General features: G+C 68.5%; 1 protein-coding gene. It reads right to left on the bottom strand.

The window, feature by feature from the left end:
• Window positions 1–54: 54 nt before the first annotated feature.
• Window positions 55–1299: an Ig-like domain-containing protein gene (locus tag ACFWY6_RS45405; RefSeq protein WP_384703784.1), complete on the bottom strand. Its 1245-nt coding sequence runs from the start codon at window positions 1297–1299 to the stop codon at window positions 55–57.
• Window positions 1300–1439 lie beyond the last annotated feature (140 nt).

The raw sequence follows: 1439 nt of genomic DNA, 5'->3' as shown, positions 1-1439 counted from the left end.
CCCACGCGCGGCGTGGGCCCCTCTCATGCGTTCTAGCACCGCTCTGCCGCGCTCTCAGACCTGCGGCCGCAGCCGGGCCGCGTCGACCGCCGTGGGGCCTTCCTTGACGCCTTCCAACAGGGCACTGCCGTCCCGCCACTCCTTCCAGTCGACGTTCCAGTCGCCGAAGCCGTTGCCGAACGGATCCATGTCCGCGCCATAGCTGTTGACGACCTTCACGATGTCGCCCTGCCGGACGGTCTCGTAGAACCAGGCGGCGTTGTCGGTGCTCATTCCGGTGCAGCCGTGGCTGGTGTTCGCGTTGCCCTGCGAGCCGACCGACCAGGGCGCGGCGTGCACATACTCACCGGAGTCGGTGACCCGCGTCGCGTAATAGACCATCTTGTCGTAGAAGTCCGATGCGCCGATGCTGGCACTGGTCATGCGTACGGAGTACTCCTTGCCCAGCACCACCTTGACGCCGTTGCGCGTGGAGTAGCCGGGCCTGCCCGTGGTCACCGGAATGGAGTTGATCTCCTCGCCGTTGCGGTAGACCGTCATCCAGTGCGAACCGGCGTCCGTCACAGCCTCGATGCGGTCGCCGATGGTCAGCCTCAGCGGCTTGGCCCTGCCGCCCCAGAGCTGGTCGCGGACCTTGATGCCATCGAGGTTGCTCCGTACGTTGATGGTCGCGCCCGTGGGCCAGTACTCCTTGGGGCGGTAGTGCAGCGTCTTGCTGTCCACCCAGTGCCAGGCCCCCTCGGTGGCGGGCTGCGTCTCGACCTTCAGGCCGCGCTCCACGACGGCCCTCGCCTGCTTGCCCTTCACCTTGGCGCTGAGCTTCGCCGTGACGGGCTGGCCGACGCCGTACTTGCCCGAGTCGGGGCCGAAGGTGACGTCGAGCCGCTTCTTCTTGGCGGGGGCGCCGGTGTCGAAGGTCAGCACCTTGCGGCCCGGCGAGCCCTCCTCGTCCTCGGTGCTGACCCGCACCGTGTACTGGGTGCCTGCCGCCAGCGGCGCCGTGGTGTGCCAGCGGGCGCCGTCGGCGGCGAGTTCGCCTGCCACGTACCGCCCCCGCGCGTCGGTGGCCGTCACATCGGTGATGCGCCCGTCGTCGCCCTCGGCGGTGACTTCGAGGGGCTTGTCCGGATCCGCCTTCTGGCTGCCCACCGGGCCGTTGAAGGCGATCTGGCCGGCCGCGTCGTACGGCTTCGCCGAGAGCGGATGGCCGGAGCTGCCGCACGCCGTGGCCCCGACACCGAGGGCGGCCACCAGCATCGAGCAGCTCAGTACAGTGCGGATTCGCGGTGAGTGGCTCATGAAACACACCGTATGAAGGTTCATCACCTCCGGCGCGCCGTGTGACCCGTACGGGTGTCAAGCGCGACACGCCGAGGGGCCCGGACACTCCTGACGCTGTCTCTTAAACACATCAGACGCACCCAGCCACTGTCCACTAC

This window comes from Streptomyces sp. NPDC059037 (assembly GCF_042740015.1).
Classification (GTDB): domain Bacteria; phylum Actinomycetota; class Actinomycetes; order Streptomycetales; family Streptomycetaceae; genus Streptomyces.
Note: the sequence above shows the minus strand (reverse complement) of the source record. Positions and strands in the feature narration are given on the sequence as shown.

Coding starts and splice junctions, on each gene's coding strand:
- ACFWY6_RS45405 (WP_384703784.1), bottom strand. CDS start 1,299: ATGAGCCACTCACCGCGAATCCGCACTGTACTGAGCTGCTCGATGCTG.